At 74.4% G+C, this 13,705-nt stretch carries 9 protein-coding genes; 2 read left to right on the top strand and 7 right to left on the bottom strand.

From position 1 onward, the window contains the following. Positions 1–7: 7 nt before the first annotated feature. Positions 8–1,513 carry a glutamate synthase subunit beta gene (locus tag O7604_RS18435; protein WP_281577210.1) on the bottom strand — a complete coding sequence of 502 codons (1,506 nt, stop codon included), beginning with the start codon at positions 1,511–1,513 and terminating at the stop codon, positions 8–10. Further along, positions 1,506–6,161, bottom strand: coding sequence for a glutamate synthase large subunit (gltB, locus tag O7604_RS18430; RefSeq protein WP_281577209.1), 4,656 nt, complete (start codon positions 6,159–6,161; stop codon positions 1,506–1,508). Before gltB ends, O7604_RS18435 begins: the two co-directional genes overlap by 8 nt. Positions 6,162–6,307: 146 nt before the next feature. On the opposite strand from gltB, the gene O7604_RS18425 reads away from it, so the two are divergent. Further along, positions 6,308–7,150 carry a GNAT family N-acetyltransferase gene (locus O7604_RS18425; RefSeq protein WP_269704941.1) on the top strand — a complete coding sequence of 281 codons (843 nt, stop codon included), beginning with the start codon at positions 6,308–6,310 and terminating at the stop codon, positions 7,148–7,150. 63 nt (positions 7,151–7,213) lie between these two features. Here the strand turns inward: O7604_RS18425 and O7604_RS18420 are convergent, their stop codons facing one another. Further along, positions 7,214–8,401, bottom strand: a complete 1,188-nt coding sequence (locus O7604_RS18420; RefSeq protein WP_269704940.1) for an NAD(P)/FAD-dependent oxidoreductase — start codon at positions 8,399–8,401, stop codon at positions 7,214–7,216. An 11-nt stretch (positions 8,402–8,412) separates the two neighbouring features. Further along, positions 8,413–9,618 carry a prolipoprotein diacylglyceryl transferase gene (gene lgt / locus O7604_RS18415; protein WP_281577208.1) on the bottom strand — a complete coding sequence of 402 codons (1,206 nt, stop codon included), beginning with the start codon at positions 9,616–9,618 and terminating at the stop codon, positions 8,413–8,415. Between the two features lie 102 nt (positions 9,619–9,720). On the opposite strand from lgt, the gene O7604_RS18410 reads away from it, so the two are divergent. Beyond that, positions 9,721–10,260 (top strand): NUDIX domain-containing protein, encoded by a 540-nt coding sequence (locus tag O7604_RS18410; protein WP_281577207.1) that lies wholly within the window; start codon positions 9,721–9,723, stop codon positions 10,258–10,260. 212 nt (positions 10,261–10,472) lie between these two features. Here the strand turns inward: O7604_RS18410 and trpA are convergent, their stop codons facing one another. From trpA to trpC, 3 genes are read right to left on the bottom strand one after another with little or no spacing between them, the layout of a single operon-like run. Next, positions 10,473–11,276: a tryptophan synthase subunit alpha gene (gene trpA, locus O7604_RS18405; RefSeq protein WP_269704937.1), complete on the bottom strand. Its 804-nt coding sequence runs from the start codon at positions 11,274–11,276 to the stop codon at positions 10,473–10,475. Between the two features lie 4 nt (positions 11,277–11,280). After that, a complete protein-coding gene (gene trpB / locus O7604_RS18400; protein ID WP_269704936.1) occupies positions 11,281–12,507 on the bottom strand; it encodes a tryptophan synthase subunit beta in 1,227 nt (408 codons plus the stop codon). A 34-nt stretch (positions 12,508–12,541) separates the two neighbouring features. After that, on the bottom strand, positions 12,542–13,345 hold the full coding sequence (trpC, locus tag O7604_RS18395) for an indole-3-glycerol phosphate synthase TrpC (RefSeq protein ID WP_281579980.1): 804 nt from the start codon (positions 13,343–13,345) through the stop codon (positions 12,542–12,544). Positions 13,346–13,705 lie beyond the last annotated feature (360 nt).

The following is a 13,705-nucleotide window of genomic DNA, read 5'->3' as shown; positions in this document are numbered from 1 at the left end:
CTTCCTTTCATCTGGCGGCGAGCGGCTGGCGGGCCGGGTCGACCGGGGCGGGCAGCTCGCCCACCCCGCCCAGGTACGCGTGGATCGCCGCGGCGGCGGCGCGTCCCTCGGCGATCGCCCACACGATCAGCGACGCACCCCGGTGCATGTCACCGGCGACGAAGACGCCGTCGGCGGCCTGCCAGTCCGGGCGGGCGTCGACAGCGCCCCGGCCGTTGCGGGCCACCCCGAACTGGGCCAGCAGCGGCTGCTCCTCGGTGCCCTCGAAGCCGATGGCGAGCAGCACCAGGTCGGCCGGGATCTCCCGCTCCGAGCCGGGCAGCGGCGTGACGATCCGGCGACCGTCCACCTTCTCCACTGTCACCTCGGCGATCCGGACCGCGCGGACCTGGCCGGTGCCGTCGTCCACGAACTCCTGCACGGCGACGGCGAAGACCCGCGCGCCGCCCTCCTCGTGGGCCGGGTAGTTGCGCAGCACCCACGGCCAGGTCGGCCACGGGTCGCGCTCCGCGTCGCGCTCGGACGGCGGCTGCGGGTAGAGGTCGAGCTGGTGCACGCCGGCCGCGCCCTGCCGGTGCGCCACGCCGAGGCAGTCCGCGGCGGTGTCGCCACCGCCGATGATCACCACGTGCTTGCCGGCGGCGTCGATAGGCGTACCGTCGGGCAGCGTCGCGAGGGCGGGCTTCCCGTCCCCGGCGGCGGCCACCACCCGGTTCGCGGCGACCAGGTGCGCCATCGCCTGGTGCACGCCGCGCAGCGGCCGGCCCGGCGTCTCCGGGGTGTCCCGGCCCTGCAACGCGCCGCAGGCCAGCAGCACCGCGTCGTGCTCGGCGCGCAGCTGCTCGGCGGTCACGTCGACGCCGACCTCGACGCCGGTACGGAAGCGCACACCCTCGGCGGTGAGCTGCGCCAGCCGCTTGTCGATGTGCTGCTTCTCCAGCTTGAAGTCGGGGATGCCGTAGCGGAGCAGACCGCCGATCGCGTCGTCGCGCTCGTACACGGTGACCGTGTGACCGGCGCGGGCGAGCTGCTGCGCGGCGGCCAGCCCGGCCGGACCGGACCCGACCACCGCGACCGACCGGCCGGTCGGGGCGGCGGCGGGCCGGGGCCGCAGGCCGTCGCGGGCCACCGCCGCGTCGGCGATCTCCACCTCGACCTGCTTGATGGTGACCGGCTGCTGGCCGCCCAGGCCGAGCACGCAGGCCGCCTCACACGGCGCCGGGCAGAGCCGGCCGGTGAACTCGGGGAAGTTGTTGGTGGCGTGCAGCGAGTCCACCGCGGCGTCCCAGTTGCCGGTGCGGACCAGATCGTTCCAGTCCGGGATGCGGTTGCCCAGCGGGCAACCGTCGTGGCAGAACGGGATGCCGCAGTCCATGCAGCGGGTGGCCTGCTCGCGGATCAGCTCCTCACCGGCCGGCGGGTAGACCTCGCGCCAGTCGGAGATGCGCACCGGCACCGGACGGCGGGCCGGCAGCCGCCGGTCGTAGCGCAGGAAACCGTTCGGGTCAGGCACGAGCCACCTCCTGGGCGACCGCCCGCGGCGCGGGCGGCAGCGGCGCGGGCGAGAGGGCACTCATCACCGCGTCGTCGACGTCTCGGCCGGCGGCTTCGGCGGCCCGCATGATCTCCATGACCCGGCGGTAGTCCCGGGGCACCACGGCGGTGAACTCCTCCACCGCCTGCGGCCAGCGCTTGAGCAGGTCCTCGGCGACCGCCGAGTCCGTCTCGGCGAAGTGCCGCTGGACCAGCTCGTGCAGCCGGTCGCGTTCCTCGTCGCGCAGCGGCGCCAGGTCGACCAGTTCGGCGTTGACGAGCCGCTGGTCGAGCCGGTGCACGAACGCGGTGCCGCCGGACATGCCGGCGGCGAAGTTGCGCCCGGTCGGCCCGAGCACCACGACGGTGCCGCCGGTCATGTACTCGCAGCCGTGGTCGCCGAGGCCCTCGACCACCGCCACGGCGCCGGAGTTGCGGACCGCGAACCGCTCCCCCACCCGGCCGCGCAGGTACACCTCGCCGCCGGTGGCGCCGTACAGGATGGTGTTGCCGGCGATGATCTGGTCCTCGGCGCGGCGGCCCGGCGCGGCGTCCACGCCGACGAACGGCGCGTCGGCGTCCGGCCGGACCACGATCCGCCCGCCGGACAGGCCCTTGCCGACGTAGTCGTTGGCGTCGCCGTACAGGCGCAGCGTGACCCCGCGCGGCAGGAACGCGCCGAACGACTGGCCGGCGGTGCCGCGCAGCCGGAACTCGATCGTGTCGTCGGGCAGGCCCTCGCCGCCGAAGCGGCGGGTCACCTCGCCGCCGAGCATCGCGCCGACGCTGCGGTGCTCGTTGCGGACCTCGACCTCGACCCGCACCGGGGTGCCGTCGCGCAGCGCCGGCCCGGCCAGCTCGATGAGCCGGTTGTCCAGCGCCACGTCGAGGCCGTGGTCCTGGGCGCGTACACCCCGGCGGGCCGCGCCCTCGGGCAGCTCCGGCAGGTGCAGCACGCGGCTCAGGTCGAGCCCGTGGCCCTTCCAGTGGTCGATCGCACCGGCCACGTCGAGCAGCTCGGTGTGGCCGATCGCCTCGTCGATGCTGCGGAAGCCCAGCTCGGCCAGGTAGCCGCGGACCTCCTCGGCGAGGAAGAGGAAGAAGTTCTCCACGAACTCGGGGCGGCCGGTGAAGCGCTCGCGCAGCACCGGGTTCTGGGTGGCGATGCCGACCGGACAGGTATCCAGGTGGCACACCCGCATCATCACGCAGCCCTCGACGATCAGCGGCGCGGTGGCGAAGCCGAACTCCTCGGCGCCGAGCAGCGCCGCGATCAGCACGTCCCGGCCGGTCTTGAGCTGGCCGTCGACCTGCACCGTCACCCGGTCGCGCAGCTTGTTGAGCAGCAGCGTCTGCTGCGCCTCGGCCAGGCCCAGCTCCCACGGGGTGCCGGCGTGCTTGAGCGAGTTCAGCGGGGACGCGCCGGTGCCGCCGTCGTGCCCGGAGATCAGGATGACGTCGGCCTTGAGCTTGGCCACGCCCGCCGCGACGGTGCCCACGCCCACCTCGCTGACCAGCTTGACGTGCACCCGGGCGGCCGGGTTGACGCACTTCAGGTCGTGGACGAGCTGGGCGAGATCCTCGATGGAGTAGATGTCGTGGTGCGGCGGCGGGGAGATCAGGCCGACGCCCGGGGTGGCGTGCCGGGTCCGGGCGATCCACGGCCAGACCTTGTTGCCGGGTAGCTGCCCGCCCTCGCCGGGCTTCGCGCCCTGCGCCATCTTGATCTGCAGGTCGTCGGCGTTGACGAGGTATTCGCTGGTCACGCCGAACCGGCCGCTGGCGATCTGCTTGACCGCGGAGCGGCGCGCCGGGTCGTGCAGCCGCTCGACGTCCTCGCCGCCCTCGCCGGTGTTGGACTTGCCGCCGAGCCGGTTCATCGCGATGGCGAGCGTCTCGTGCGCCTCCGCCGAGATCGACCCGTACGACATGGCGCCGGTGGCGAAGCGCTTGACGATCTCGCTCGCCGGCTCGACCTCGTCCAGCGGCACCGCCGGGCGTACGCCGGTGCGCAGCGTGAACAGCCCGCGCAGCGAGCCCGCCTGCGCGGCCAGCTCGTCGACCTTGGCGGTGTACTGCCGGAACACGTCGTACTGGCGGCTGCGGGTGGCGTGCTGGAGCAGGAAGACCGTCTCCGGGTTGAACAGGTGCAGCTCGCCCTCGCGGCGCCACTGGTACTCGCCGCCGACCTCCAGCCGGTCGGTGGCCTGCGCGCCCGGCGCCGGCCAGGCCCGCGCGTGCCGGGCCGCCACCTCGGCGTGGATCTCGTTCAGCCCGATGCCGCCGATGGTGCTCGGCGTACCGCGGAAGTACCGCTGGACCAGGCGGGTGTCCAGGCCGACGGCCTCGAAGACCTGCGCGCCGCAGTACGACGACACGGTCGAGATGCCCATCTTCGACATGATCTTCAGGACGCCCTTGCCGAGCGCCTTGACGTAGTTGCGGACGGCCTTCACCCGGTCCACGCCGGCCAGCACGCCGGTGGAGATCATGTCCTCCACCGACTCGAAGGCCAGGTACGGGTTGACCGCCGCCGCGCCGTACCCGATCAGCACGGCCGCGTGGTGCACCTCGCGGCAGTCGCCGGACTCGACGATCAGCGCCACCTGGGTACGGGTCTGCTCGCGGACCAGGTGCTGGTGCACCGCGGCGGTGAGCAGCAGCGACGGGATCGGGGCCAGGTCGGCGTTGGAGTCCCGGTCGGAGAGCACCAGGATGCGGACGCCGTCCTCGATCGCCTCGGAGACGTGCCGGCAGATCTCGGTCAGCCGGGCCTTGATGCCGGCGCCGCCGTCGCGCAGGCGGTAGAGCCCGGAGACCCGCACCGCCTTGAAGCCGGGCAGGTCGCCGTCCTCGTCGATGGACAGGATCTTGGCCAGCTCGTCGTTGTCGATCACCGGGTACGGCAGCACGATCTGCCGGCAGCTCGCCGGGCCCGGGTCGAGCAGGTTGCCCTCCGGCCCGATGGTGGACGCCAGGCTGGTCACCAGCTCCTCCCGGATGGCGTCCAGCGGCGGGTTGGTGACCTGGGCGAACAGCTGGTGGAAGTAGTCGTAGAGCAGCCGCGGCCGGGTGGACAGCGGGGCGATCGGGGTGTCCGTGCCCATCGAGCCGATCGGCTCCGCGCCGCTGCGGGCCATCGGGCCGAGCAGGATCTTCAGCTCCTCCTCGGTGTAGCCGAACGTCTGCTGGCGGCGGCGTACCGAGTCATGGGTGTAGACGGTGTGCTCGCGCGGCGGCAGGTCGTCCAGCTCGATCAGGCCGGCGTGCAGCCACTCCTGGTACGGCTGCTCGGCGGCCAGTTCGGTCTTGATCTCGTCGTCGGAGACGATCCGGCCGTTGACGGTGTCGACCAGGAACATCTTGCCGGGCTGGAGCCGGCCCTTGGCGACCACGGTGGCCGGGTCGAGGTCGAGCACGCCCGCCTCGCTGCCGAGCACCACCAGGCCGTCGGCGGTGTGCCACCAGCGGCCCGGGCGCAGGCCGTTGCGGTCCAGCACCGCGCCGACGATCTCGCCGTCGGTGAACGCGACCGACGCCGGGCCGTCCCACGGCTCCATCAGGCTGGCGTGGAAGCGGTAGAACGCGCGCTTGTCGGCGCGCATGTCCGGGTCGTTCTCCCACGCCTCGGGGATCATCATGAGCACCGCGTGCGGCAGGCTCCGCCCGGCCAGGTGCAGCAGTTCCAGCACCTCGTCGAAGTTGGCCGAGTCGGACGCCGCCGGGGTGCAGACCGGGAAGACGCGGCGGATGTTGCCGGGGATGCTCGGGCTGCGCAGCAGCGCCTCGCGGGCCTGCATCCAGTTCCGGTTGCCGCGGATCGTGTTGATCTCGCCGTTGTGCGCGATGAACCGGTACGGGTGCGCCAGCGGCCACGACGGGAACGTGTTCGTGGAGAACCGCGAGTGCACCAGGGCGATGGCGCTGACCACCCGCTCGTCGGTCAGCTCCGGGTAGAACGCCGGGAGCTGGTCCGGGGTGAGCATGCCCTTCCACACCATGGTGCGGCCGGACAGCGACGGGAAGTACGCCGGCACGCCCCGCTCGGCGGTCTCCCGCTCGACCTGCTTGCGCAGGCAGAACGCCACCCGGTCCAGGTCGAGCCCGGTCAGCGGGGAGCCGGCCGGGCCGTCCGGCGAGCCGGTCAGCCGGTGCGCGGCGACGAACAGCTGCCGGACCCGGGGCATCGCCGCGAGCGCGGTCTCCCCCAGATCGGACGGGTCGGTCGGCACCTCCCGCCAGCCGAGCACGTCGGCGCCCTCGACCAGCGCGTACTTGTCGACCACCTGGCGGGCACGGGCCTCGGCCGCGTCGTCGTCCGGCAGGAACACCAGGCCGGTGGCGTACTGGCCGGCCGGGGGCAGCGGGAAGTCGACGGTGGCGCGCAGGAACGCGTCCGGCACCTGGATCATGATGCCGGCGCCGTCCCCGGTGTTGTGCTCCGCGCCCCGGGCGCCCCGGTGGTCGAGCCGGCACAGCGCCCCGAGGCCGTTCGCGACGACCTGGTGCGAGCGCCGCCCGTGCAGGTCGGCCACGAAGGCCACGCCGCAGGCGTCGTGCTCGTACGCGGGGTCGTATAGCCCGGTCGGTGGGGCCGGCTGCGGGCTGTGAGGGTACGGAAAGGCCACCGGGCCTCCTGTCGTCACTCAGGATGGATCATGATTGGGGACGACGTCGGCCCTCTGCGGTTTATTGAGTCTACGTTAGGGCTTCCGGCGCAAGACCAGTTCAGATTGATCACACTTCCAGATGCTGGGACGTGTAGTCTCGCGCGGTGGATCTCGCACGCGCTGACGTACTCGCCCGGTTGGAGCGGTTCTACGACGCGGTGCCCCGCGACGGGGCCCGGACCGAGGATTACGGCGCTCTGGTGCTGTTCGTCCGGGACGGGGACGGCTGGCCGTTCTACGCCCGGCCCCGGCACGACGCCACCGAGGCGCCCACGCTCGCCGACGTCACCGCGGTCCGCGCGCGGCAGCGGGAACTGGGCCTGCCGGAGGCGTTCGAGTGGGTGCACGAGCACCAGCCCGACCTGCTGGCGGTGGCCCGCTCGGCCGGGCTCAGCGTGCTGGAGGCACCGCTGATGCTGCTGGAGCCGGAGCGGCTGCCCGAGCCGGGGACCTTCAGCGACGTACCGGTGCGGGTGCTGGACCCCGGCGACCCCGGCTTCGCGGCGGACATCGCGCTGCGGCGGGCCGTCGCGGCGGTCGGCTTCGCCAACGGCGGCACGGCGCGCGGCGAGGCCGGACCGGCCGAGCGGGACGCCGCCCTCGCCCAGCTGGACGTGGCCGCGCTGGAGGAGGAGGCGGCCCGGGTCGCCGACGGGCGGCGCATCTCGGTGCTCGCCGAGACGCCCGAGGAGGGCGCGCTCGCGAGCGGGATGGCGATGCGGGTCGACGACGTGGCGGAGATCGCCGGCGTGGCCACGCTGCCGTCCGCCCGGCAGCGCGGGCTGGGCGCCGCGGTGACCGCCACCCTGGCCCGGGAACTGCGCGCCGCCGGCACCGGCCTGATCTTCCTGAGCGCGGGCAGCGAGGACATCGCCCGCGTCTACCTGCGGGTCGGGTTCCGCCGGATCGGCACCGCCTGCATCGCCGAGCCCGCAGCCGTCATCTGAGCACCGGCGCGGGCCGCCCGCCCGCGCGGGGACCGCGCGCCCCCGAGGGCCGCGTCAGGACGGTCAGGACGGCGGCTGCCAGGCGGCGGCCGCCGCGGCGGCGGTGTTGCGCAGTCGCGGGCTGATCGTGCCCAGGGCGGCGTCCCGGGCCCGGAGCGCCAGCCGGCCCCGAGCCTGCAGGACCGCCGACATCCGCCGGGTCTGCCGGACCATCGTGGCCGCCCGGGGGCGGCGCAACCTGTCGTACGCGGTCACCGCGTCGGGCAGCCGCGACTCCCGCAGCAGCCCGGCCAGCGTCGCCGCGTCCTCGAACGCCAGGCAGGCGCCCTGCCCGAGGTGCGGCGGCATGGCGTGCGCGGCGTCGCCGAGCAGCACTACGCCGCCCGGGCCGGCCGGGAAGCCGTACGCCTTCGGCAGCGGACGCAGCTCACGGATCTCCTGCTGGACGACGTCCTCCGGGTCGGTCGCCTCCAGCAGCGTGGCGATCGGGGCGGGCCAGCCCGCGAACCAGCGCTTGAGCAGCGCGAGCTGGATCTCCGGCGGCTCCGGGCGGGGCGCGCCCGCGGCGGTGGCGACCCAGTAGACGCCGCCCCGGCGGGAGGCGCCCGCGGTGCCCCGCTCGCCGAGCGAGGCGGCCAGGAAGCGGTACCCGGCGCCGAGCGTCTCGCCGTGCACCGGCTGGTCGTCCGGCAGCTGCGGGGCGCGGTACCAGGGGATGACCGCGCGCCAGGCGGCACAGCCGGAGCTGACCACGGCGGTCTCCGGGGCGAGGTGCCGCCGGATCTCGCTGTCGGTGCCGTCGGCGGCCACCACCAGGTCCGCCTCGTAGGTGTGCCGGCCGTCGCCCACCGCCGGGCGCTCGCCCGGCGCCGCGCGTACCGTCCGCACCGTCACGCCGGTCCGCAGTTCGACCCGGTCACCCAGGCCCGCGATGAGCGCGTCGTGCAGATCCTCCCGGTGCACCACCACCGGCATCCGTTCGGCCGGCGTGGACCGGGCCTGCACCAGCCAGTGGCCGTCCGGCCGGCGGACGCCGCCGTCGGGCAGCGGGGTGGCGATCGCGTCCAGCCCGTCGCCCAGCCCGAGGGCACGCAGCGCGCGGACCCCGTTGGGCCAGAGCACCACGGCGGTCGGCTCCGGGCGGACCCGGTCGGCGCGTTCCAGCAGCGTGACCTGCCAGCCCGACCGGGCCAGCACACCGGCCGCCGCCATTCCGCCGAGGCCGGCGCCGACCACCACCGCGCTGCGCATGACTCCCCCGCTCAGCTGTCCCGGTCCGCCGGGCGCCCGCCGCCGTCAGCCCGGCCGGCGTTCGTCCGCTCGGCGTCCGCCCGCTCCGGGTCCGTGCCGTCGCCGTCCGCCCGGTCGGCGTCCGCGCTGTCGTCGCCGTCCGTCGCGGTGCCGGCGGCGGAGTCGGCCGGTGCCGGTTCGTCGTCGGCCGGCGGCTCCACCGGGGGCAGCACGCCGGTCTTCCGGTATGCCTCGAACTGGTCCTCGGTCACCACCCGGTAGCCCTCGGGCGCGACCGGTCGTACGTCGGCGTCCCGGGCGGAGAGGTCGACCTGGGACACGTCGCCCGCGGGGCCGGCAGCGGGGGCCGGCTCGCCCACCGGCACCAGGTATTCGCGGGGACCGCGGACCCGGATGAAGTAGGCCAGCGCGCCGAGGAAGACCAGCGCGGCGGTCCAGACGTTGAGGCGTACGCCGAGGATCAGGTTCGCCTCGTCGGTGCGCATCAGCTCGATCCAGAACCGGCCCGCCGTGTAACCCATCACGTAGAGCGCGAACGCCCGGCCGCGCCCGAGCCGCAGCTTGCGGTCGAGGTAGAGCACCAGCGCGGCGACGCCGACGTTCCAGAGCGCCTCGTAGAGGAACGTCGGGTGGTAGAGCCCCGGCTGGAGCACCGGGTTGCCGGCGTCGTCGCGCAGCGCGTGCCCCGGGTTGTCCGGGTCCATCACGTGCACCTCGAGGCCCCAGGGCAGCGTGGTGCGCCCGCCGTACAGCTCGTTGTTGAACCAGTTGCCCAGGCGGCCGACCGCCTGCGCCAGGGGCAGGCCCGGCGCCAGCGCGTCGGCGATCACCGTGAACGGGATGCCGAGCTGCCGGGCGGCGAGCCACGCGCCGACCGCGCCACCGGCCACCGCGCCCCAGATGCCGAGGCCGCCCTCCCAGATGTAGAGCGCCTTGATCGGCTCGCCGCCGGCACCGAAGTATTTCTCCGGCGAGGTGATCACGTGGTAGATCCGCGCGCCGATGATGCCCGCCGGCACCGCCCAGACGGCGATGTCGAGCACCGCGCCCGGCGCGACACCGCGGCGGCGCAGCCGGTACTCGGTGACCACGCAGGCCACCACGATGCCGAGGATGATGCAGAGCGCGTACGCCCGGATCGGAACCGGACCGAGCTGCCAGACGGCGGTGCTGGGGCTGGGCATGGCCGCCAGTGGGGTCATCGGGGCGAGGGTCACGGGTGCACACGGTACCGGTGCGGACTGTGTGCGCGGCACCCCGGGCCGCCTGCCGCGCGGGTCGGATGACATCTGGTTTGCACGGTCGTAGGCTCTTTGTACATGAGCCCGCTCACCTGGGCGGTCGCCGCTGTCGTCACCGACGCATCCGGCCGGCTGCTGCTCTGCCGCCGGTCCGAGGGGGCCCGGCGCTGGGGCCTGCCGGGCGGCCGGTTGCGTCACGACGAGAGCCCGGCGGACGCCGTCGTCCGGGCGGTCCGCGCGGAGACCGGCTGGGCGGTGGAGCCGGCTGACCTGGTGGGCCTCTACCGGGTCACCGATCCGCAGGCGCCCGCCCCACCGGCCGGGCGGTGCGGCGCGCGGCCGGACGTGCTGGTGCACGTGTTCCGCGCCGCGCCGGCCGGCGTGCAGCCCGCGGGCGATCCGGTGGCCGGGTGCCTGGTGGAGTGGTGGTCCGCGGAGGGGTTGCCCGGCGCGCTGACCCCCACGACGCGCGCGGCGGTCGCGGACGCGCTCGCCGGGCGCTCCGGCGTGCTGCGCCGCACCACGACCACCGCCGACGCGCTCCCGCCACCCGGCGACGGGCCGCCCGCCCCGCCCGGCCAGCGCGCCTCCGAGCAGGCCGACAGCAGTAGCCGCTGACCACCCTCCCACTCACGCGGGACACCTTGAAGATCTTGGTACGTTTCGGCCCCTATGAGGGCCGTTTCGTACCAAGATCTCGGGCGGCCGGGTCGCGCTCGCGCATGATCGACACCAGATCGGCGAGGTGGCGGTGTCCCGGCGTCCTGGACCACGCCAGCTCGGCGAAGTGGAGTCGATCAAGCAGGTGGCGACGGAGCGGAACCCGGGCGTCAGCGAGCGGGGTTGCGGACTCCGTCGGCCAGTTCGGCGCTGAGCTTGCGCAGCGCGGTCAGGCCGGTGGCCTGGTCCGGGGCGTCCAGCACGCAGCGGACCAGCGCGCTGCCCACGATCACCGCGTCGGCGTACCCGGCGACGGTGGCGGCCTGCGCGCCGGTGCCCACGCCCAGCCCGACGCCGACCGGGATGTCGGTGACCTCGCGCAGCCGGGAGACCAGCACCGGGGCCGCCTCGGAGGTCTGCGCCCGCGCGCCGGTGACCCCCATGATCGCGGTGGCGTAGACGAACCCGCGGCAGTGCTCGGCGGTCATCCGCAGCCGCGCGTCGGTCGAGGACGGCGAGACCAGGAACGTCCGGTCCAGGCCGTGCGCGTCCGAGGCGGCCAGCCACTCGGCGGCCTCGTCGGGGATCAGGTCCGGCGTGACCAGGCCGGTGCCGCCGGCGGCGGCCATGTCGCGGGCGAACGCGTCCACGCCGTACTGCTCGATCGGGTTCCAGTAGGTCATGGTGACCACGCTCGCCCCGGTCGCGGCGACCGCCTCGACGGCGCGCAGCGTGTCCGCGACGCGCACGCCCCCGGCGAGCGCGATGTCACTCGCCTTCTGGATCACCGGGCCGTCCATCACCGGGTCGGAGTACGGGATCTCCACCTCGATGACGTCCACGCCCGCCTCGACCATGGCGGTCATGGCGGCGATGCTGCCCTCGACGGTCGGGAAGCCCGCCGGCATGCAGCCGACCAGCACCGCCCGCCCGTCCGCCCGCGCCTTGTCGAAGGCGACCCCGATGCGGCTCACGCTGTCACTCCTTGTCGAGGATGCCGAAGTACGCGCCGGCGGTGTGCACGTCCTTGTCGCCCCGCCCGGACAGGTTGACCACGATCACCGGCTCCCGGCCCAACTCCTCGGCCAGCCGGGGGGCGATCGCGCGGGCGCCGGCGAGCGCGTGCGCGCTCTCGATCGCCGGGATGATCCCCTCGGTGCGGCAGAGCAGCTCGAACGCGGCCATCGCGTCGGCGTCGTCCACCGGCAAGTAGGTGGCCCGGCCGGTGTCGTGCAGCCAGGCGTGCTCCGGCCCGACGCCCGGGTAGTCCAGGCCGGCCGAGATCGAGTGCGACTCGATGGTCTGCCCGTCGGCGTCCTGGAGGACGTACGTGCGGGTGCCGTGCAGCACGCCGGACGAGCCGCCGGTGATGCTGGCGGCGTGCCGGCCGGTGTCGACGCCCTCGCCGCCGGCCTCGAAGCCGTAGAGCCGGACCCCGGTGTCCGGCACGAACGCGTGGAAGATGCCCAGCGCGTTGGAGCCGCCGCCGACGCAGGCCGCGACCGCGTCCGGCAGCGCGCCGGTCAGGTCCAGGCACTGCCGGCGGGCCTCCTCGCCGATGCCGCGCACGAAGTCCCGGACCATCTCCGGGAACGGGTGCGGCCCGGCGGCGGTGCCGATCAGGTAGTGCGTGTCCTCGACGTTGGCGACCCAGTCCCGCATCGCCTCGTTCATCGCGTCCTTGAGCGTGCGCGAACCGGCGGTCACCGGGACGACGGTGGCGCCGAGCATCCGCATCCGCGCCACGTTCAGCGCCTGCCGCTCGGTGTCCACCTGGCCCATGTAGACGACGCACTCGAGGTCGAACAGCGCGGCGGCGGTGGCGGTGGCGACGCCGTGCTGGCCGGCGCCGGTCTCCGCGATGACCCGCCGCTTGCCCATCCGCTTGGTGAGCAGCGCCTGGCCCAGCACGTTGCGGACCTTGTGCGCGCCGGTGTGGTTGAGGTCCTCGCGCTTGAGCAGGACCCGCGCGCCGATCTGCGCGGAGAACCGCCGGGCCTCGTAGAGCAGCGAGGGGGTGCCCGCGTAGTCGCGCAGCAGCGCGTCGAACTCGGCGAGGAAGTCCTCGTCGCCCATCGCCTTCCGGTACGCCGCGTCCAGCTCGTCCAGCGCGGCGACGAGCGCCTCGGGGACGAACCGGCCGCCGAACCGGCCGAAGTGACCGGCGGCGTCGGGGACCGGGCCGGTTGCGGGTGCGGCGCTCATCGCGGGCGTCCTCTCGGATCGGGTGCCCGGCGGCTCAGCGCACCGGGCGGGGCGTGGCCGGGTGGTTACCGGCGTTGACCAGCTCGGCGACCGCTTCGCGCGGGCTCTTCTGGGTGACCAGGCCCTCGCCCACCAGCACGGCGTCGGCGCCGGCGGAGGCGTACCGGATCAGGTCGTGCGGACCACGCACCCCGGACTCGGCGATCTTGACGACGCTGCTCGGCAGGCCGGGCGCGATCCGCTCGAACACCGAGCGGTCGACCTCCAGGGTACGCAGATCGCGGGCGTTCACGCCGATCACCTGCGCACCGGCCTCCAGGGCGCGGTCCGCCTCCTCCTCGGTGTGCACCTCGACCAGCGCGGTCATGCCCAGCGACTCGATCCGCTCCAACAGCCCGACCAGCACGTTCTGCTCCAGCGCGGCGACGATCAGCAGCACCAGGTCGGCGCCGTGCGCGCGGGCCTCGTGCACCTGGTAGCTGGAGACGACGAAGTCCTTGCGCAGGACCGGCACGTTCACCGCGGCCCGCACCGCGGCCAGGTCGTCGAGCGACCCGCCGAACCAGCGGCCCTCGGTGAGCACGCTGATCGCCCGCGCGCCACCTGCCGCGTAGTCAACGGCCAGGTCCGCCGGGTCGGCGATCTCGGCCAGCCGCCCCTTGGACGGCGACGAGCGCTTCACCTCGGCGATCACTGCGACGCCGGGGCGGCGCAGGGCCGCGTACGCGTCGAGCGGCGGCGGCGCGGCGGCGGCCAGTTCCCGGATCCGCTCCAGCGGAATCTGCTCCTGGCGCCGGGCCACGTCCTCGCGCACGCCGGCCAGGATCTCGTCGAGCACCCCTGCGGACGGCGCCGCTCCGGCGTCGTCCCCCTCCGCGTGCGCATGCTCAGCAGTCACCAACGGACTCCCCTCTCCGGGCGTCATGGGCCGATGCTAGGGGGCGCCACCTGGCGACGAGTGCCCGGGGGTATGGCGCACCTCACGACATGGGCTGTGGCATGATGGCCGACTTCTGGTGAACGCCATGTCACGCAGCGCCACCGCTGGCATCGACCGTCACCCATCCCTATCTCACCACGATCGTTCCGGGGCCGCAGGACCGGTTCCACGTGGCGGGCTGTGACCAAGCTCAAGGACCTCCGGCCCTGCCCAGGTGGCGCCCGGTACGACAGCGTTGACCTGTGCTTCACGGCGGCG

Source organism: Micromonospora sp. WMMA1947, assembly GCF_027497355.1.
Lineage (GTDB): Bacteria > Actinomycetota > Actinomycetes > Mycobacteriales > Micromonosporaceae > Micromonospora.
The sequence above is the reverse complement of the archived record's forward strand: the minus strand, read 5'-3'. Positions and strand labels throughout refer to the sequence as shown.

What these genes read in the sequence shown, in the direction of transcription:
- O7604_RS18420 (WP_269704940.1), bottom strand. Translation starts at nt 8,401, where the DNA reads ATGCGCAGCGCGGTGGTGGTCGGCGCCGGCCTCGGCGGAATGGCGGCG.
- O7604_RS18410 (WP_281577207.1), top strand. Translation starts at nt 9,721, where the DNA reads ATGAGCCCGCTCACCTGGGCGGTCGCCGCTGTCGTCACCGACGCATCC.
- trpB (WP_269704936.1), bottom strand. Translation starts at nt 12,507, where the DNA reads ATGAGCGCCGCACCCGCAACCGGCCCGGTCCCCGACGCCGCCGGTCAC.